The organism is Kurthia populi (assembly GCF_042686175.1).
Taxonomy (GTDB): domain Bacteria; phylum Bacillota; class Bacilli; order Bacillales_A; family Planococcaceae; genus Kurthia; species Kurthia populi.
Genome location: NZ_JBHUOR010000038.1, coordinates 1 through 19,803, shown reverse-complemented (window position 1 = coordinate 19,803; position 19,803 = coordinate 1). Strand labels below are relative to the sequence as shown.

The following is a 19,803-nucleotide window of genomic DNA, read 5'->3' as shown; positions in this document are numbered from 1 at the left end:
TATACTGAAGAAAAAGGAGGGGTTCTATGAACTACCTTTATCCACCAGACCTCGTTGAACGAACCAAGAGTGACTGGCAGCATTATTTAAAAACACATGATTTACCTGAGCCAATCGTGCATTTTCCAAATGATGATGAATTACTTACTATGCTACATATCATGTATCATTTAAGTTTTGCGAAGGAAGAGGCGCGACCGAGTACCGCAAAGGTGACCTATTTGAATCCACATGAGCTGTCGTCTGTACTTAGTGATACGAAGGCACCTACGTTTTTTGATCATCCAATTCCCTTCACAAAAAGTGAAATCAAGCGGCTCTGTCCGGCATTTGATCCGGAAAAAAGCATTTTGGCTATTTGTGCGCAAAAGCATATCTCACAAACTAACTCAGACGAACTTGTCGTATGGGGTGTACTTCCTGTAGAAAATACATTTTCGCGCATTAAAGATGAAATGCTGTCGCTTGTGGCCCCGTCCGCTCATTTATTTACGCTCAGTGTTTTCGAGCCGGGTGAACTGATTGCGAGTGCCGGAAGTGAGGAATTGTATCGCCTAAGTGGTGGCCAGCTTGTAAAATATCCGGCTCGAACAATTAGTGAAGGGATTATCGGACAGCATTTTGAAGAGGTTTTAACGGAATTATTTATTGCCGGAAAAGGCTCAAGAAATTTAGCGAAAAAAGTATACTTTAGAACCCTTAGTAATATGTTGAAGCTTATTGAAAAAGAACGTCATGGTGGTACACTCATTATTGTCCCGTCCACCTTTACGGCTGATCCCCATGCGCTCGATATGAAATATGAACTGCGTGGACCGGCGATTTGGCCAAAACTTGTCAACACCGTTGAACATTTAAATTGGCTTCATAAAATGAAAGCCATGCCTGAGATGAGTCAATTGACGAAAACATTAGCAAGTGATTTTTCAACCTATCTTGGGCAGCAACAACCAATGAATATGGTCGACAAAGTATTTCATGTAAAAGAGGCAAATGAGCGAATTGCCGAGCATGAGCATTTCATTGCGTCACTTTCAGAAGTTGATGGCGCTGTTGTGATGAATGACCACTTAGAAGTACTCGGCTTTGGTACAGAAATCCGCCTAACGAATGACAAATTGAGCTCAATCAAGCAAGCACTATCTCCGCATGCGCGAGAATCACGTGTTCTAAAAATTACGTCTTATGGTACGCGACACCGCTCTGCTATTCGCTACGCAAAATACAATCCGGCAGCTATCGTTTTTGTGATTTCACAAGATGGTCGTGTTAAAGCGGTGAAGCAGCATGAAGGGATTACCTACCTTTGGGATGGTATTCGCTTAACGTAAATAGACTGGCACAAAACACGTCATTCTCCTTTTTAGCGTTCGCAATGAAAAACCGGAACCGCGCCACCGCGCGATTCCGGTTTTTCTTATGCTCCTAGGAGCGAGTGTTTTTACATGTATGTCAAAGCCTATTTATATTATCAAAACAGCAAATTATACAATTGTATTATTCTACTATTTTACAAAAAGTCTTTTTAATTATTTTATACAATTATTATTTTCTACAATAATACGTTTAGCTACCTCATAGCCACCCTTTACAACAATTGGTGAGCCGCCACCTGGATGCACTGTCCCGCCAACAAAATACATATTTTTAAGTCTTGAATCTTTATTTGCTGGTCTGAAAAAACTGCCGCGTAATGAATTGGATGCCTGACCATAAATTGCGCCTTGCATCACATGAAATGTCTCGGCAATATAGCTTGGTGGTAGCTGTTTTCGTGCTTCGATTTGCGCAGTATCAATTCCCCAACGTGTCAGTGCCTCGGTGACTTGCTGCTGTGCTTTTTTCATCGACAGCGCTGTTTTTGCAGGGGCATTTACTAATACAAATAATCCTGGATGCCCTTCTTTAGTAGCGGCATATGGATAACAACTATACACCGTCGCCTCATTTGCTAATTGAGAGTTTCGAAGAAATTGAAATTCCGCCTTGTAATCATCGCTAAATAATACATTATGATAATGCAGCGACACCGGCTCTTTGAGTGTAATAAGCTCGACATAAGCTGATGTCGATAACTCATACGTTCGTGGCTGTCGCCCTAATAATGTCTGCGCAACTGCATAATCAATATCACTAATGATCATGTCTGCGCTGTACCGTCCTTTAGCAGTTTCACAAAATGTTACTTCGTTATTTGCCATCGCCAACTTTTCAATTTGCTCATTAATATGAATATGTACACCCTGCTCTAATAGTAATTCCTCTAGCACACGTGCAATCGTCGTTGCTCCGCCCTCTAAATAATACGTGCCATCTACTAATTCAAAATAGGCAATCATCGCAAAAGTCGCCGGAGAAGCATAGGGCGATGAGCCAATATACGTCGCAAAGCGGCCGAATAACTGACAGACTGTAGGATGCGGAAAATAGCGCGCTAAAAAGGTGTCCAATGTTTCAAAAGGATGTGCCTGTACTAAATGATAAAGGAGACTTGGCTTTACATAATCTTTGATTGAAAAAAAGGTTTTCGTTAAAAAAGCTTTTTCACTTAACTTGAAAAGGCGCGTCACTTCCTCTAAAAAAGCAGGATAATTCGCGGCACTTACCGGATCAATGGCCGCAAGCTGTTGTTGCATGTTGTGACGATTCGTCGTAAAGGTTACTTCATGCTCTCCCCACTGATGCTTCGTGGCATTGTCGAGCTTTTTAAAAGGCAGTAGCTTTTTTGCATCACCAAACGGTGCAACCAATTCCCAAAAGTAACGTGGCATCGTCAGTGTATTAGGACCATAATCAAATTGGTGCTCCCCGACTTGAATCGACTGCATTTTGCCACCAAGCCAAGCATTTTTCTCAAAAATATGCACGTCATAGTGACGACTAAGCGTGAGTGCCGCAGCCATTCCCCCTAGCCCTCCACCAATAATAATGGCACGTTTTTTCATAGCTTTCGCCCCTTCCAATACATTGATTTTTTACGTACAGTTTGAATCATTGTCGTACCTAATAACACACAATACGCGCATGCACTGATCGGCATCAGTAAGCTAAAAATCGATAGCTGCTTTGCAACATAATCACTGACTAGGCGCATAGCGGTAATGCAGATGAATGGCAATGTGTATAAAAGATGCTGTGTGCTAAGCCCAATAATGAATAATACACCAGGCATCACAAAATACATGCTATAAAAAAGAATGAGCAAACAACCAAGGACATAGGAATGCTGAATACCTCGAAAGCAATTTTTTTGAAAGCCATGCCATGTATCGCGAACCGTTGCATACATCGCACACGACACAAAATCGGTAATATTGTAGAGCATAGCGCGCTTGCCCGATTTTTTTAACATTCGAAACAGCGCGACATCCTCGACTACCTCATTCTTCACCGCTGTATGCCCTCCAATTTCAAAATAGGCATCCCGGCGAACCGCAATAAAGGCACCACTTGCCGCAGTCGCTGCTGGCATACACTGGCGATTCGCCAAATAAATTGGTAAATGCGCATGAACAAAAAAATGAAGCAATGGCGTCAGTAATTTTTCGAGCCAATTTCGCATCTCAAAGCGCGGAAAACCTGATAGTGCATCAATTGGCCGTTCAAACATCGTCGCAGTTGCCAAAAGCGCCTTTGGATGAAGCGTCACATCGGCATCAATCCATACGAGAATATCCCCCTTTGCTTGCTCAGCCAAACGCTGACAGGCATGCGGCTTCCCGTGCCAATCACTTGGTAAGGCATCACCATATAATAGACGAAAACGCGTGTCGAGTGACTGATTTTCTTGAAGAAGCGCGGCCGTGCCATCCGTCGATTGATCATCATAAAAAAGAAATTCTGCCTGTTCATAGTCTATGTTATGCAGGTTTTTCATTAGACATTGGACATTCGTTGCCTCATCTCGAAGCGGAATTAATACGCTAATGGAAGGATTCGAATGGCTTTGAATCGTCATACGCCGCAAAAATTGTACATTTATAACTAACCATAAAACACCGATAATAAATGGCAGTATGATTACCATAGGCGGGTAAAGCCCTTCAGATCATTTGTGATAACACTTGCCTTTAATGTGTCAATTTCTGTTGTCATCATTTGTTGTATATTTACAGGCTGTACCTTTGGCGTCAGCTGACACGCAATATCGCCACGTACGCCATCTGTAAAGGAATAATAAATGGAGATAAAGAGCAGTTTATATTTTGGAAATCGACTCATCAAGCGCTCCATCCCTGGTTGAATTGTCAGTGGCCGCTTCTCCGCATGCTCTTCGACCCCTTGCGGAAATAATATAATCGTATGTGTCTGTGCAAGACGCAGTAATTCCTTATACTCCGAAAGTTTAATCGGTTGTGAAATTGGAACAGTACCAAGCTTTTTAAAAATCGGAAATTTCTTTAAGCCAGCTGCACTCATCCCGACAATACGATTTTTCGGTAAATACCCACGCCGGTCTAATTCAAATAATACGAGTGCATCATAAAAACTACTATGATTAACAACAATGATCGATGGCTGTTCAATCCGACTAAGCTTCACGCGCATCGAACGAAACATGCGTCTTAAAAATAGTTTCTGTCCGATGTGAAACATGGAATAGCTAAGTTTTTTTCGCTCCATTATAAAATCTCCTTCCTATCTGAAGTAGACTAAAACTAATCACGGCGACAATACATGCCATATAGAGTTTTGCTAATAGCGCAATCCAAATAAATAACACAACAATTGTCCAAAACACCATGTTCATGCGGTGAATACTTTGTTTTGACGGTAATTGTTTTATGCGCGGCAATAGCAGCTGCACGACAAAGGCAATGCAAAACCAGCCAAAGAAATTACTAAACGGAATACCGTAATACGCACTTTCACTATCCCATAACCAGTACCCCTTCACAACATATGCTACGGGGTCGAGCACTAAATCGAGTACGACAACATACAGCGCAGCGACGAGTGCCTTCACTAGACGGGTTTTAAACGATAGTGTTAACGCATGTCCAGCCATAATCATGACAATCCAGGCAAAACCAATCCCAATGGGTACACCAAATAGGAGTGGTGGGAAGCGATTCGTATAATCATAGCTCCCGAAAAAAATATCAAAATGCGCGCTCATGCCTTCAATAGTGAAGGTTGCTACACCAATAAGAATGCTTGCGATAAGCCCTCGCTTTTTCCCAAAGGTTTCCATCGCATAACCAACTGCTACACAACCCGCAAGAATGAGAAAGACACTATTCGCCCACTCTAGCCAACTTGGAATTAAATCAAAGCCGACCAGAATCATGCCAACTAAAAACCAAATGATGTATAACTTATAGCACCGCATGGCTCAATTCCGTAATACGATAGTCGAGTTCCTTTGGAAGCGGCTTGATTGGATACGTTTTCTCACCATCGCGTTCTAAAATTAAATTCGCCGAAATACGCGCAGACTCAATAATAATTGGCAGACCACTACCCGGATGTGTACCACCACCTACTAACCAGCAATTCTCATATGGTGAGAAATGATTATGCGGGCGGAATGTCATCATTTGATTTAGCTGATGCCCTAAATTAAACGTTGCGCCCTTATAAACATTCATCTTCTGCTCCCAGTCAACTGGTGAGAACATCATTTCCTCTTCGATATGCGCCTCTAAATCTGTTAAACCTAGACGCTCCTCTAATGTTTTCAATAATAGCGCGCGATACTCATGCTTCACTTCTTCCCATTCAATATCACTGAAATTGTTCGGTACAGGAGCTAATACATATAATGTTGATTTCCCTTCTGGTGCAAGTGAATCATCTGTTACAACAGGATTTTGCACATAGATGGACATGTCTTTTGACAATAATTTTGTATCTGAAATCTCTTCCATATTTTTGCGGTAATCTTCCGCAAATAAAATCGTATGATGCTGTAAGTCATACTGCGTATCAATGCCTAAATACAGCATAAATGTCGAGCAAGAATATTGTTTTTTCTCAACTTTTTGCGGTGACCACTGGCGACTCTTCGTATTTTTTAAGAGTTTCGTCATCGCATAGCCAAAGTCTGCATTGATGACGACATCATCACAATGAAGTAATTCACCTGATTCAAGACGAATGCCCTCAATACGTTTTTTATACTGAACTACTTCTTGAATTGGTGTATTTAAATGAATTTTGACATTCATTTCTTCAAGAACTGTCGCCATCGCTTTCGTTAATTGATTCAAACCGCCCTTTAAGTGATAAATGCCATATGCTTGCTCAATATAAGACAGAATTGAAAAGGCGCCCGGGCAGCTCCACGGAGACATCCCTAAATATTTTGATTGGAATGTAAAAGCCAACTGCAATTCCTCATCATTAAAATACTCCCCTAATTTGTCCATTAACGACTTCCCAAATTCTAGCTCTGGTAAAGCCTTAATCGCCTCTGGACTCATTAAATCGGTCACACTATCCATTTTTCGTTGTAGGAGTGGCGATAGCGCCTCCAATTTTTTATGTGTTTCTTGTAAATAACGTGTATAACCATGCTCATTTCCGGGAAAAGTAGTAGCAATCGTATTCATCATTTCTTCATAGTTTGAACTCACCGTAAAACGTTTATCTGCATATACAAGCTCATATAAAGGCTTGAGTGCAATTGGCTCCACATAATCTTCTAGCTTTCGGCCCGTTAATTCAAAAATTTCTCGAATTAAATACATCATATTTAAAAACGTTGGACCGCGATCAAATGTATACTCCCCTATTTGAATTGCACTCGTTCGTCCACCAACAAAATTTTCTTTTTCAAATACCTCTACCTCATACCCTGCATTTGCTAACAACATGGCTGATGTCAATCCACCAGGACCTGCACCAATAACATAAATTTTTTTCACGTAAATGGCCTCCTAAAAAATATATTTTCTATACTTAAACACTTGTATGAGTCTAATTTATTTATACTACTCAGTATAATTAAAGTATACCGCTATTCCATTTTTGTCAAACCTTTATTTTAAAATATTGGACAAAAGAATAATTCCAGCTATAATTAGAATTCACAAGGGGGGCAACTGTATGCATGATTCTTTAGAACATTTCACTATTGCAGATGTTTCAGCAATTACGGGGATTAAAAAAGATACATTACGAAAATGGGAGGAACGCTATGATTTTTTGAAACCAATGAGACTATCAAATAGTTATCGACGATATTCGAATCATCAAGTAGCATTTTTATACACTTTAAGTAAAAAAATGAGCGGAGGATTATCATTAAAAAAAGCAATTGATGCGACTAATAAAGTAATTTGTATGGAGAATGATTCTAAACATTCAAGTCACTCTTTTTTCTTTAAATTACTTGCCTATGGTGCGCAGTGTAATGAAGAAAAATTCTCCTACACACTTCACCAAGCTCATCAGCAATGTGGTTTAGTAACCTATTTACAAGAAATTGTCCAACCTTTTTTAAAAGAAGTAGGAAATCGTTGGGCGACTAAACAATGGGCTGAATATCAGGAGAAATTTTCTTCTACCTTACTGCAGCATCATTTAATTGAGCTTAGTCACCAAATACCCGTTCCATCAAATGCTAAGTTGGTGATGGGGGCCTGTTTACCAAATGAGCAACATGAACTACCTTTGCATATTCTATTACTACAAATTCAATTAAAGGGAGCTCGAATTTTTTTAATTGGTCAATCACCTGCTCCTGGAACAATTGAAGATTTTGTCGAAGAATTTAAGCCAAGAGTCGTACTTCTTTCTGCAACGACTAGACTTCCTCTAGAAGATATAGCGTATCTAAAACAACTGGATGAATTCGCTAATAAGCATCCAGCTACTCATTTTTTCATTGGTGGAGAAGGTGCCGCATCCTCTTCTATCTCACCCAAAACGATTCAAATTGCACAATCACTAGAGACAATTTGGCCCCATATTTTATAACGCCAAAAAAGCTGACACTATATAGTGTCAGCTTTTTATACAATTATTATTTTATATTTTTAAACACTTCCATAGAATATTAGCGTAATTGTGCAATTGTTTCATCACACCATTCAACAATTGCGCGTGACATTTTTTTACCAAAATCGAGTGTAAGCAGTCCACGCTTTCGGTGTATCGTCACTGGCTCTGTACGCAAGCTATGCTCGATTAATTCATACGTTTCAAGCTTTTCATACTGTACAGCGCGATACTTCTCTATTTGCTGAATTGTTGTAGTGGTCTGTTCTTCATCACTTAAAAATAAGCGCAGCAACACTTCATTTTTTTCATTCGAAAATTTCTCCACTGGCTCTTGCAACCATTGTTTTAACAATTTCTGACCTTCATTAGTCAATGTGTATTCCACACGTTCGACTTTTGTACTGCCTGTCTGATCATGACGCTCAATCAAACCATCTTCTACTAATAGCTTTAATGACGGATAAATTTGTCCATAGCTTATTTTCCAGAAATGAGACAAACTCGTATCAATCATGCGCTTTATATCATAGCCGGTGCGACAATGCGTCGTCAGCAAACCAAGGACGGCATAAGTCGTTGCACTATATCTTTTCAACACAAACCCTCCTATTTTCATGATATATCTAATTGATAGTACCCGCTTTTCATCAAATATATACATAGGGAGCTATTTTCATGACAAATGACATATCTTTCAGAGGATTTGCATATAAGGATTTGGATGCGTTACTTTAAAGGATTCCATGAATTCGAAGTAGTTGGAAGATACGTATTTTTAGTAACGGGCGTTAAAACCCACTATGTTCAGTTGAACAACCCCACTTAGCCGTTTTAACGAACGTGCTTGAAGTGGGAGATTCCTACGAACAGTGCTTGCTTGTTTCCAACTGCTCGAAACAGTGGCTTCACTTTTTTTATTAGGCTATCCCCGTAGTCCCTACGGTTGGGTTATTTAAAATCCTTAGCCCTTCTCCTAAAATATTACGACTTGCATTGATGTCGCGGTCTAATGTCGTAAAACAAGATGGGCAAGTCCATGCACGAATATCGAGTGACTTCTTACAATCATAATGACCACATGCATGACAAATTTGACTAGATGGGTAGAAGCGTGAAACCTTCACGACTTCACGTCCGTACCATTTCGCCTTATACATCAGTTTTTGCACAAAAGAGGACCAGGAAACATCACTAATCGCTTTCGCTAGTTTATGATTTTTCAACAGGCCTTTGATGTGTAAATCTTCTAAGCAGATAATGTCGTATTGACGAATTAGTTCCGTTGATAGTTTGTTCAAGAAATCTTCCCGCTGAAACGCCACACGTTCGCGCAATCGTGCGACTTTCATGCGTTGTTTTTGATAGTTTTTACTTTTCTTTAAATCTCGATTATCTTTTTTTGCTTGTTCATACCTACGTGATAATTTACGCTGCTCCCGTTTTAATTTCTGTTCCATCTTCTTCGTAAAGCGTTGGTTATCCACTTTACGTCCAGTAGACAGAATCGCAAAATCGGTGATACCTAAATCAATTCCTACAGCTTCCTTTGTTTGAGGCAATGGCTTAAAGTCTGGTACTTCGCATAGGACAGACACGTAAAACGTACCACTCGCATTGTATTTAATGGTTGCGCGCATAATGCGACCTTCTAATCCACAGGTTTGTTTGAATTTCACAAGCCCGAGCTTCGGCAGTTTGATTCGTTTGCTGACAATCGCGATATTGTTGTTTATATTCTTTGTTGTGTAGCTTTGAACAGGGTTTTTCTTACTTTTAAAACGCGGGTAGTTATTTTGTTTTTTAAAGAAACGTTGAAACGAATCAATCAGATTTTCGTAAGCGACTTGTAATGCCACACTATCTACATTACGTAACCATGCTGTCTCATCTTGCTTTTTCATTTTCGTTAAGAGCTTCGACATAAGGGAACGATTGAGACCGTTGCCTTCTTCCTTATAAGAAGTATTCCAACGTTCAAGGAAATAGTTGTAAACAAACCGGCAATGACCATGCGTTTGATGAATTAATGCCTGTTGTTCTTTTGTTGGATATAATCTAAATTTGTAGGCTTTGCGTGGCATTACAAGCACCTCCCTCTATGAATCTACATTACCAAGAACATGTGTTATTGTTCAAATGGAAACTTGACCTCACATTCAAATAAAACCCTAGCTCAAAGCTTTTAATACAAGCATTTTTAAACTTGAAATTGCAGCATTTCAATCCACTCACTCAATGAAGAGTGAGACATCGAGCAACCACAGCAGCTCTTCATCGTCAAAACTTCAATCCACTCACTCAATGAAGAGTGAGACACGAGCCTTGTTCAATGGTGAATCGAGTGGTGACAATTTCAATCCACTCACTCAATGAAGAGTGAGACAGTTTCATTAGACGAACTCGTTTATTCATTAGAGGAATTTCAATCCACTCACTCAATGAAGAGTGAGACCTTGAAGCAAATTATGACGGTTTACGTGACTCCATATTTCAATCCACTCACTCAATGAAGAGTGAGACGCAGATATCTCCGACTACGTGGCATGGGGCACCGAATTTCAATCCACTCACTCAATGAAGAGTGAGACGATAATCGGTTTGAAGCACTTGGTTGGTACGAAATTTCAATCCACTCACTCAATGAAGAGTGAGACACTAAACAAAAAAGATGATGTACAAGCAATTGTTATTTCAATCCACTCACTCAATGAAGAGTGAGACCTTATTTAACATATGCAATCGGCTCAGATATGTGATTTCAATCCACTCACTCAATGAAGAGTGAGACATGATGTAAATGGTGTGTGTGATAAGTGGTGTCCAATTTCAATCCACTCACTCAATGAAGAGTGAGACAAGGCAATGGATTTTGCTACAGGCTTGCTAAAGACATGATTTCAATCCACTCACTCAATGAAGAGTGAGACAAAAAACGAATCATCATTCTAACCTCCTATGATGGATTTCAATCCACTCACTCAATGAAGAGTGAGACCCATATTTGAAGCGTCCTGTATTGATTTGTCCACTATTTCAATCCACTCACTCAATGAAGAGTGAGACCACGGCAAATACTAAACATGTTCGCTTTACTGCATTTCAATCCACTCACTCAATGAAGAGTGAGACTACTTTAATAATCTTTATGTATACTAGAATATACTAATTTCAATCCACTCACTCAATGAAGAGTGAGACTTGGACGCAGTATTGTAATTCCAATAACGCGAAATTTCAATCCACTCACTCAATGAAGAGTGAGACCGAGTTTAATTCTGCTTCAGATAGAGCTGGATGATTTCAATCCACTCACTCAATGAAGAGTGAGACTAATGGTATTCATCATCATGGTTTTATTCTTCATATTTCAATCCACTCACTCAATGAAGAGTGAGACAATGCAAGGGGTAATTTTACATAACATATTTCAATGTATTTCAATCCACTCACTCAATGAAGAGTGAGACTGCGTCTAAGTCCATATGCGCTTCGTCAAGCACTAATTTCAATCCACTCACTCAATGAAGAGTGAGACCCAAATATTTTGAGGTGGATACATATTTAAGTGAATTTCAATCCACTCACTCAATGAAGAGTGAGACTGCATAAAACATTGAAGCAACAGTCTGTTGTTGAAATTTCAATCCACTCACTCAATGAAGAGTGAGACACAACACCTAAACCGACACCAACTGTACCTATAATTTCAATCCACTCACTCAATGAAGAGTGAGACACAAAAGATTATTCAATTGAAAAATCTTCATTTAAAATTTCAATCCACTCACTCAATGAAGAGTGAGACATTTATATTGAGGGGTGATTACGATGTTTGAGGTATTTCAATCCACTCACTCAATGAAGAGTGAGACGAAATTAAACCCCAAGGAAAAGCAATCATAAGGATTTCAATCCACTCACTCAATGAAGAGTGAGACGTTAGACTTGGCCAATATCGCCTTACCAGCAGTGATTTCAATCCACTCACTCAATGAAGAGTGAGACATAACGCTACGCAAATCGAATTAGCTGTATTAGATATTTCAATCCACTCACTCAATGAAGAGTGAGACGAGTGAATCACATAACGACCATTCCGATGACCAATTTCAATCCACTCACTCAATGAAGAGTGAGACTCTTGATGTGAAAGGTGTAACGAAGGGCACACAAATTTCAATCCACTCACTCAATGAAGAGTGAGACGACGCTATGTCGTTTCGTGTCGATATCGACAACATTTCAATCCACTCACTCAATGAAGAGTGAGACAGCACGTAATCGGCTGCCATCATCGCGTTATCCGAATTTCAATCCACTCACTCAATGAAGAGTGAGACAGCGAAAAGTTATTAAAAAAAGAAGCTTTTCGCATAAAACTAACTATTTTTTTATTACATAATTATTTAAAAACAAAACTTACGCGTAATATTAATTTTAAAAGAAAAAAAACAGGTGCGAATACTCTAGGAATTATATGAGAGCTCCTGATTCGCACTAAAAAATCAATGGTTCCTCTACATGAATACTTTCCTTTGCACCGATATGCTCTACTTTTGATTTATACTTATTACCTAAATTATAAAATCGTAAACTATCGGTACCTTTGTTAATCATGTCATCTAACTCTTTCTTCATCATCAACAATTGCGTGGCATCTACAATGCATTCAAAAACAGAATTTTGAACGCGGACGCCATAGTTTTGGCATACTTTGGCTACTTTTCTTAACCTTGTTCTACCTTCAGCTGTTTGCGTGCTAACGTCGTATGTTACTAAAATAAGCATTTAATCCCTACTTCCATAAAAATGGTGCATATTCTTCTACATCATTTCGCAAATGGCGCGCCAGTAATTGTGCTTGCGCATGTGGAACTAGCCCCCAAACGATTTTTTCTTTTAATCGAGGATGTGTAAGTTGCTGCATTTTTGCTGATTGCCATTCTTTGAATAACAGTTTTCGAGCATCATCTGTCAAAAGTACAGCACCATTTTCTTTTTTAATAAAATCTGGAGCTTTAATCATTTTCTTGTTAATCAAAGTCAACACAAAACGATCTGCTACAACAGCGCGCAATTCCTCCATCATATCAAGTGCTAAAGAAGCGCGTCCTGGTCGGTCACGATGCAGGAAACCGACGTAACTATCTAAACCGACACCCTCTAATGCGGCTTGTACATCATGAGCTAATAATGTATAGGCATAAGAAAGCAACGCATTCACAAAATCTAGCGGTGGTCTTCTTGTGCGCACTGTAAATAGAAAGTCCTCTTTCTGCTGTAAAATTAAATCATCAAAAACCCTAAAGTAGTAACTCGCTGCCTGTCCCTCAAACCCTCTTAACTGCTCTAAGTCTGTCACATCTAAGCAAGCTTTCATTAATAACGTTAATTTTTGTGAAATCCCTTTTAATTTTTCTACATCTAAGCGCATCGCATAGTCCCTTGTTGCTCGCTCAATAATCCATTTTTGATTGGATATTTTGGCGAAAATCATATTACGTGCAATTAATGCCGAGTTCTCTTCATTTTCAGCAATACGATATTGTGTTTTACGTAATACAACATTTCCCTTCGTCTCACCTGTCACCCTTGCCAAAAATCTACCTGTTGGCTTAAAAAAACTCAGCGCAATTTGATCTTCCGCACAGCGGTGCATTAGTGCTGGACTGGCTCCTTGACGACCAAATGCACAAATCCCTTCAATATTATGCAACGGAAGACGTCCTAATCGTTCGCCGTCTTGTAAAATGACAATATTATCGCCATCAAGCGACAAATAAGAATCTGGATTCGTCACATATAATGTATTCAATAATTTTTTCATAAAAATTTCTCCATATATTTACGCACAGATTCCTGATTTTCGTTCATTCGCGGCACACAAATATTTTTCAATGAGCAAGAATCACAGTGCTTCCCTATTTTCACTTTTGGTGTATACCTTCTATCATAATAATTATGCATTTCCTTAAAAATAGCTTTCACTTTTTGACGAATTTCAACGGTTAACTCGACCTTTTCTCGGCGCTTTACTTCGTTATAAAATAAATATGCGTGGGGAATATGACACATTAGCATCTCTTCTAAACACATGGCTTGAGCTGATAACTGCAAAATATCTTCCTCACCTTTTTTCGGTTTTCCTCGTTTATATTCCACTGGATATGGTTGATATGTACCTATTTCTCCAAATATCGCTACACCATCAGGGTCTTTAATAAATTCAACAACATCACAAATTCCCATAGTAGCCAGTTCCCTTGATTTAATAGGCATCGCACGCACAATCAATTTATCGCCTCGTTTTTCACGCAATTCTGGTTGATCCGCACGCTCATGCACAAATTGCCCTTCAATCGTCTTCACATTTTCTGCCCATTGCTGTTCAACATGAATAAGCGCCCATTGTCTTCTGCAAAATTGAAAATGCTGAATACCTGATAACATCAAGTATTCAGCCTCTTCATTAAATCCCGTCATACACTTGCACTTCTAAGCCTTCTAATGGTTCGATTGTATAAGTAAATGGCTCATCTGCATTCGCTTGAGCTGCAACTTTTAGTGAACGATGTACTTTTGCAGATGAATAATTTCCTAGTTTCGATGTATGATCCCACCAAAATACTTTGCGCACTTCAAGTGACCCTTCTGGACGAGCTGAAGAAGCATCATTTTCAAACAATGTACATAAAATTTCTTTTAAACGTTCCGCATCTTCATTTGTAAAACCCGTTTTTTCGGCTAACTGTGTATTAATACTTCCTGAGAATTTATAGACACCCTTTTCAACGCGATGTTTCATCCCCATTGTGTCAGAGCCCTTTTTATCTCCCGGCTCCGAGTTTGTGCTTTTTGTAATTTGCGTACTCATAATATTAATCGGCTCTAAGCTAATTGCTGGGTGAATGGATACAGGACCACGAACGCCTACTGAAAGTCCAGCACCTTTTTTAGGGTCTTTAAATGCAAACACTTGGCCAAATGAACGAACATCATACCAGCTCTCACATGCAGCTTGTGCAAATAATACTTCATCTTTCGTTTTACCTTTTACGATAGCAGCTAATGCTTCATTTGCTTCTGCACGCTCACGTAAACTTTTAAAGCCATCTGTCGTTTTATCGTTTGATTGCACAAAAATGGCTTCTAATAAATCTTGTGCGCGGTTACGAATTTTACGTTTAATTGCAACATCTGATACTTCACCATGCCCATCAAAATTTTGACGTGGTCGGTTCCCATTTAATGGATCACCATTTGGATTGGCATTCTCCACTGTGAAAATCACTGAAAAATCTACTTTATGATCTAAAACTGTTGTCATTTATTGCTCCCCCGCTTCTTCTTTTTTTGTATAAAGTGCTTGGCATTGATTATAATAACCTAATAAATAATCTCCATTTAACGGTTGATTATTATATTCGCCTTCTTCAAACAGCCCCATAATTTCTTGAATTTCTCGTTGAGCATAAACCGCCTTGCTCCCCTCTCGTACTAAATATGGTTGTAAACTTTCATGAATTGTCTTCCATGTACGATGTGGCTGACCTGCAAAAGCATTCATATAACGAATCGCATTTGTGGCACGAAGTTTCTCCTTACTTTTCTCAGACTCCGTAGTTTTTTCTGTAGCTTTAATTGCATTACGTTCAAACACATCTGCAACAGCTAATAAACGACCGTATAAATAATGTCGGTTTGTATTTTGTCGATTTAAAGTCATAGTATGATAAATTCCTTTCTCTACATTTTGTTTTTTCACTAATGAACAAGCTACTTGCAAAACTTGTTCCCACTCAAATGTTTCAAAGGCAACTGGATTTGATGCTTGCTGAACAGCGCTGCGAACAATATCCGCTGGCACAACGCGTTGATCCAATATGCTTGGCAACAAACGTTCAATCGTTCCTTTTACGAGTGCCTCGCTAGCTTTTGAACCATAAACAAATTTTGCTATTCTTTCAAGCGATGGCGCTCCAATAAAGCTTTCCCATTTTTTTTCTTTTGAATTATAATAACTTTGATACCATTCTGCATCTTCGTGCCATTTTTGTAATTTTCCGAAATATTCCTCGACATCAAAACAGCGATAATAAAGTACAGAAAGTCGCCCTGGTGTCGCTGCATCAAGTGTCATAATATAAATTTTCTTTCCATTACGAACCTCTGTACTAGCTTTATACCCAGCTAATAATTTACCATAAGCTTTTGCCAAACTATGCATCGTTTGAACTTCTTCCTGTGGTTCTTCAAACGGCTTCGTCTGTATTGGGGTTTCAACAGGACTATCCACTTCTAATTCATCTAATCCCCACGTTAAGAAAACACGTCCATCAATTGTTCGACCTTGTCGTTCAATCAACCATTTCAATGCATTATGTGCTTTTTGCGACGCTTCATAACTAATCGATGCGACTTGATTAGCTTCTGTAAAACGCCCACGGAACGTAAATCCTGAATTGTCATTTGATGAAATAAGTTTTGTTTTGTCACCAGAATTACGAATTTTGTTAGGATGCTGTGATGTTAATGGCAATTCCTTTCCGGATACGTAGCACAATGCATTTTCCTTTAAAAGTGTTGCATAATAGTTCTGATATGCATTAAATACTTCTTTATCTTTCCAAATAGGTGTTGTCACTTTTCCTGGGACGTGGACAGAAAAACGTACAAAAGCTGCTTCTTGTCCTCCAGTCACAGTTTTGAAAATATCAGGCACTCCATCTTTTGAAGGCCATTTTTTAAGTAGTTTTTGATTAGCATCTGCATATAAAACGTCCTGTTTAATTAAATCTTCTATTAAATGAGCTTTCTTTAAATATTTATAAACTGCTTCTACATGGGGATGACTAAATTCAGAATCACACCATTTACCTAGTTGCTCTATATACATCGAAAAACCTTTGTCTTTTTTCGTTTCCCCGGTGTATGCCACATAGTCTCCTGCTACATAAACTAATTTATCGTGTAAAACATGGGGACTCAATGCTGCCGTTCGCGAGCCAGAACTTTCTGTAAACGGCAAGACCGTATTTACTTTTGGAATAACTTCCGCATCATAAAATTCGCCATTCTCTGTCACTAACACTTCAATGTGTGCAGTTTGTGTCGTATGCGAAATCGGCAATAACATGTATGAAATCTCTCGATCTTTAATAGCCTTGATTTCTTCTTCTCCCGCACGATCACTATAGCGGTCGTATGTCGTGCAAAGTGCATCTAAATAATTCATTTTTCCACCACCTCGTGATAGAGTTCATCTACAGACTGCATTGTTTCTCCAACAACAAATTCCTTTGGCGTAAATTCGCGTAAATCTCGTACTAATTCACACTCTTCCGGTTTGATAAATGTAATTACGCCATTTACCATTTTGGGCTGCCATAAGCGCAGTTTCATCATATTGCTATACTGCTGCTCATCTGGATATGTAATACCGTGCATCATCGTTGAAAAATCCATGCTTACCTCATCATACGCACCGTCTCCGTCTCCGAATGTACAAGCTTCTACATACGCTTGGCACTCTCTCGTTCCGAGAAAAACATCGCGGCGTCCACCCATTTTTACACAACGCTTAGCGATATTGTGATGCTTGTTCTCGTTAAAATCCCCTTGTAAATCAGGACGCGCTTTATTAAAAATAAAGTGAGCACGTACTTGATATTTTGGTCGACGTAAATATGTATAATTGGCTAACGTATTACCGCCACCATAGTCAATCGGGCGAATACCTTTTGACTCCATTTGAATCGGATTCATAATACGCACTTCATCAATAATCCAAGTGATGCTGGGCTTCCAATAAATTGATTCTGTAATTCCCTTAAGCGCTTCATAGCTCGGAATTTGCATCGTCATTTTTTCACCACCTAATTTAGACAGTGGATCCGTAAATAAGCCATACTCCCCATATACTTCATATTCAATTTGATTTCTAATTTCCCCGTTCATTCACTCACCTCTTTTTTTAATCTTTTTTACCTATTTATATTTTTAAATAAAATTACCTATTTGTCAAATAAAGTCATGTAATAAAAAGAAAATTATCTGTAGATAATTTTCTTTTCTCACTATATTTAATTTTGAACAAATTCTCTTATTAAACTTTAACACAATCGCTTTATGAAAAATGAAAATTCAGATAAATTAGTTTAAAATTAAATATCATTTATTTATCTTATAATATATATTTATTTTCTCCCTATGATTAACAAAGCTTGCCTTAAAATATCAGCCTCATTTAATAAACGTTGGTTTTCTTTACGCAAACACTCTTCTATAAGTTTACTTTTCGTAGTGAAAGACCTTGTTTCTTGATAACTTTTAATCCATTTATAAAGAGTTGAAGTAGCTACATCATATTCACGAATAATATCCTTAACAGGTTTTCCATTTTCATAAAGTTTCACCATTAAAAGTTTAAATTCAATGGTGAATGTTCTTCTTTTATGTGACACACTAGCACACCCCCTTTAATTAGTAATCTAAATTTATGATTATTTATTGTTAATATTCGACAGGCTGATTATATAATGTTCTACAAGTAGTGGTTATAATAAACATAAATATATAATACACCATATCACATATCGTTCATTACGACCATTATTTTCAGAAAATTCAATTATAAAAAGTTATAAAATATAGATTCACTTGTATCTCTTAATCTCATTTGTTAAAATTATTATGTCGTAGCTTTTAGTTACGTGGATTGAAATTACAAAAGTGGTTATATCTAGGTACAAATAAAGCGAGATGAAGAAATTTTTCATCTCGCTTTATCATTTTAAAACTCTCCTGTATACGCTTCTAAATTCACACTCGTTCCTTCTTCATTCAATCCAAATTTATCATCATAGGCATTATCTAATAGCACATATAAAGGTGAAATATTAGTATTTTCAAACTCCACCGGACGAATATATCCATCATTCCCTAATCCTTTTAAAACATGCAGATGCACACTAATCGTAAAATGCTGTGCTCTTTTCAAAAATCCTGACACATCTTTTAACCATTCCGACGATGTTAATTCAGCAATTAAGTCTGCCCCGCTTTGTTGAGTCGAATTTCCTTTAGGTGTATACGGTACTAAAATATCCGTTGTTTGTTCATCAATAACACAAAATTCTTTCCCTACATCTTTAAACGAAGCGCGGCCTACGATTCCTAATTTTTTATCTAAATTTTCCGCTGAGCCGCTATTTCGTGTTAGTAATAAGTTATATAAAGACTGCCCAGTATGCTTTTTAGAAGGGTAATTTGTTTGACCCGCAAATTCACTATAAAACTGCGTAAAGTAATGCGTCATCGTATATTGCCCTAGTGCTCCTGTTCCCTCAAACAACGTCGCATCTTGCTCAATATCGCGCAAAATATAACGCGCAAATTTACCACCTTTTTTAATATGTTCTGCCCTAGTTAAGTTTTCTTCCTTGTGCTCAATGACGAAAACTTCCCCTGTTTCCACCTCGCCATGTCGATTACAACGCCCAGCTGCTTGTGCAATCGAATCCAACCCAGCCAATGAACGGATCACTGTATCAAAACTCACATCTACACCCGCTTCAATTAATTGTGTGCTGACACAAATCACACGCTCTTTATTATCTAAATCATCTCGTATTGCTTTAATTTTTTCTAAACGCTGCGCGGCACACATATGCGTACTTAAATGATATAAACCGTTTTCGAATCCCTTATCTTTTAATGTCACATACAAATCTTTTACAGCTTTTTTTGTATTGATAGATTGTCAAATTAACTGCACCACTTCACATTCAAATGCATCCTGTGTGGTATTCCAGTTGAGGCACTTTCTTGGTCGATTGTTGATCAATGAAAGTGCTT

At 38.4% G+C, this 19,803-nt stretch carries 17 protein-coding genes and 1 CRISPR repeat array; of the genes, 2 read left to right on the top strand and 15 right to left on the bottom strand.

What is annotated here, in order from left to right:
• Positions 1-26 precede the first annotated feature (26 nt).
• A complete protein-coding gene (locus tag ACFSY7_RS07055) occupies positions 27-1,331 on the top strand; it encodes a putative sensor domain DACNV-containing protein (RefSeq protein ID WP_380147363.1) in 1,305 nt (434 codons plus the stop codon).
• 198 nt (positions 1,332-1,529) lie between these two features.
• Here ACFSY7_RS07055 and ACFSY7_RS07050 read toward each other — a convergent pair whose 3' ends face one another.
• Genes ACFSY7_RS07050 through ACFSY7_RS07030 form a run of 5 tightly spaced genes read right to left on the bottom strand, consistent with a single transcriptional unit; the run spans position 1,530 to position 6,869 of the window.
• Positions 1,530-2,945, bottom strand: coding sequence for a phytoene desaturase family protein (locus ACFSY7_RS07050; protein ID WP_380147362.1), 1,416 nt, complete (start codon positions 2,943-2,945; stop codon positions 1,530-1,532).
• Positions 2,942-4,027, bottom strand: coding sequence for a glycosyltransferase (locus ACFSY7_RS07045; RefSeq protein WP_380147360.1), 1,086 nt, complete (start codon positions 4,025-4,027; stop codon positions 2,942-2,944). The genes ACFSY7_RS07050 and ACFSY7_RS07045 overlap by 4 nt, the downstream gene beginning before the upstream one ends.
• On the bottom strand, positions 4,021-4,623 hold the full coding sequence (locus ACFSY7_RS07040; protein ID WP_380147359.1) for a lysophospholipid acyltransferase family protein: 603 nt from the start codon (positions 4,621-4,623) through the stop codon (positions 4,021-4,023). The genes ACFSY7_RS07045 and ACFSY7_RS07040 overlap by 7 nt, the downstream gene beginning before the upstream one ends.
• The gene (locus ACFSY7_RS07035; RefSeq protein ID WP_380147358.1) at positions 4,604-5,332 is read right to left on the bottom strand and encodes a carotenoid biosynthesis protein; all 729 of its coding nucleotides are present in this window, start codon (positions 5,330-5,332) and stop codon (positions 4,604-4,606) included. Before ACFSY7_RS07035 ends, ACFSY7_RS07040 begins: the two co-directional genes overlap by 20 nt.
• Complete coding sequence (locus tag ACFSY7_RS07030; RefSeq protein WP_126989680.1) at positions 5,319-6,869, bottom strand: phytoene desaturase family protein; 1,551 nt, start codon at positions 6,867-6,869, stop codon at positions 5,319-5,321. Before ACFSY7_RS07030 ends, ACFSY7_RS07035 begins: the two co-directional genes overlap by 14 nt.
• 181 nt (positions 6,870-7,050) lie before the next feature.
• Here ACFSY7_RS07030 and ACFSY7_RS07025 point away from each other — a divergent pair, with 181 nt between their 5' ends.
• On the top strand, positions 7,051-7,923 hold the full coding sequence (locus ACFSY7_RS07025) for a MerR family transcriptional regulator (RefSeq protein ID WP_380147356.1): 873 nt from the start codon (positions 7,051-7,053) through the stop codon (positions 7,921-7,923).
• Between the two features lie 79 nt (positions 7,924-8,002).
• Here ACFSY7_RS07025 and ACFSY7_RS07020 read toward each other — a convergent pair whose 3' ends face one another.
• From ACFSY7_RS07020 to ACFSY7_RS06975, 10 genes are all read right to left on the bottom strand, one after another.
• Entirely contained in the window at positions 8,003-8,542 is a 540-nt protein-coding gene (locus tag ACFSY7_RS07020; RefSeq protein WP_380147355.1) for a PadR family transcriptional regulator, read from the bottom strand.
• Between the two features lie 322 nt (positions 8,543-8,864).
• The gene (gene tnpB / locus ACFSY7_RS07015; protein ID WP_380147354.1) at positions 8,865-10,028 is read right to left on the bottom strand and encodes an IS200/IS605 family element RNA-guided endonuclease TnpB; all 1,164 of its coding nucleotides are present in this window, start codon (positions 10,026-10,028) and stop codon (positions 8,865-8,867) included.
• 135 nt (positions 10,029-10,163) lie between these two features.
• A CRISPR array of direct repeats spans positions 10,164-12,287; the repeat unit is 33 nt; unit sequence ATTTCAATCCACTCACTCAATGAAGAGTGAGAC.
• Between the two features lie 157 nt (positions 12,288-12,444).
• Positions 12,445-12,735 (bottom strand): CRISPR-associated endonuclease Cas2, encoded by a 291-nt coding sequence (cas2, locus tag ACFSY7_RS07010; protein WP_380147353.1) that lies wholly within the window; start codon positions 12,733-12,735, stop codon positions 12,445-12,447.
• 7 nt (positions 12,736-12,742) lie between these two features.
• Positions 12,743-13,774 carry a type I-C CRISPR-associated endonuclease Cas1c gene (gene cas1c / locus ACFSY7_RS07005; protein ID WP_380147352.1) on the bottom strand — a complete coding sequence of 344 codons (1,032 nt, stop codon included), beginning with the start codon at positions 13,772-13,774 and terminating at the stop codon, positions 12,743-12,745.
• The gene (gene cas4, locus ACFSY7_RS07000; RefSeq protein WP_380147351.1) at positions 13,771-14,430 is read right to left on the bottom strand and encodes a CRISPR-associated protein Cas4; all 660 of its coding nucleotides are present in this window, start codon (positions 14,428-14,430) and stop codon (positions 13,771-13,773) included. The genes cas1c and cas4 overlap by 4 nt, the downstream gene beginning before the upstream one ends.
• On the bottom strand, positions 14,417-15,274 hold the full coding sequence (gene cas7c / locus ACFSY7_RS06995; protein WP_380147350.1) for a type I-C CRISPR-associated protein Cas7/Csd2: 858 nt from the start codon (positions 15,272-15,274) through the stop codon (positions 14,417-14,419). The genes cas4 and cas7c overlap by 14 nt, the downstream gene beginning before the upstream one ends.
• Positions 15,275-17,182: a type I-C CRISPR-associated protein Cas8c/Csd1 gene (gene cas8c / locus ACFSY7_RS06990; protein ID WP_380147349.1), complete on the bottom strand. Its 1,908-nt coding sequence runs from the start codon at positions 17,180-17,182 to the stop codon at positions 15,275-15,277.
• Complete coding sequence (cas5c, locus tag ACFSY7_RS06985) at positions 17,179-17,904, bottom strand: type I-C CRISPR-associated protein Cas5c (protein ID WP_380147348.1); 726 nt, start codon at positions 17,902-17,904, stop codon at positions 17,179-17,181. Before cas5c ends, cas8c begins: the two co-directional genes overlap by 4 nt.
• Positions 17,905-18,143: 239 nt before the next feature.
• A complete protein-coding gene (locus tag ACFSY7_RS06980) occupies positions 18,144-18,410 on the bottom strand; it encodes a transposase (protein WP_380147346.1) in 267 nt (88 codons plus the stop codon).
• A 329-nt stretch (positions 18,411-18,739) separates the two neighbouring features.
• Positions 18,740-19,702: a hypothetical protein gene (locus ACFSY7_RS06975; protein WP_380147380.1), complete on the bottom strand. Its 963-nt coding sequence runs from the start codon at positions 19,700-19,702 to the stop codon at positions 18,740-18,742.
• Between the last annotated feature and the right edge of the window lie 101 nt (positions 19,703-19,803).